The sequence below is a fragment of the Bacillus cereus group sp. BfR-BA-01441 genome (genome assembly GCF_022663075.1).
Taxonomy (GTDB): domain Bacteria; phylum Bacillota; class Bacilli; order Bacillales; family Bacillaceae_G; genus Bacillus_A; species Bacillus_A cereus.
The window spans coordinates 1-213 of sequence record NZ_JAKUEU010000458.1; the positions used below are offsets into that span (position 1 = coordinate 1).

Below are 213 nucleotides of genomic sequence, written 5' to 3' on the forward strand. Positions count from 1 at the left end.
CCCGCACGAAAGGTGTAACGATTTGGGCACTGTCTCAACCAGAGACTCGGTGAAATTATAGTACCTGTGAAGATGCAGGTTACCCGCGACAGGACGGAAAGCCCCCGTGGAGCTTTACTGTAGCCTGATATTGAATTTTGGTACAGTTTGTACAGGATAGGCGGGAGCCATTGAAACCGGAGCGCTAGCTTCGGTGGAGGCGCTGGTGGGATA

Annotated in this window: 1 rRNA gene; it reads left to right on the forward strand. The window is 52.6% G+C overall.

Annotated features, from left to right (window positions below):
* A 23S ribosomal RNA gene (locus MR107_RS32160) occupies nucleotides 1-213 on the forward strand; the annotation flags it as partial.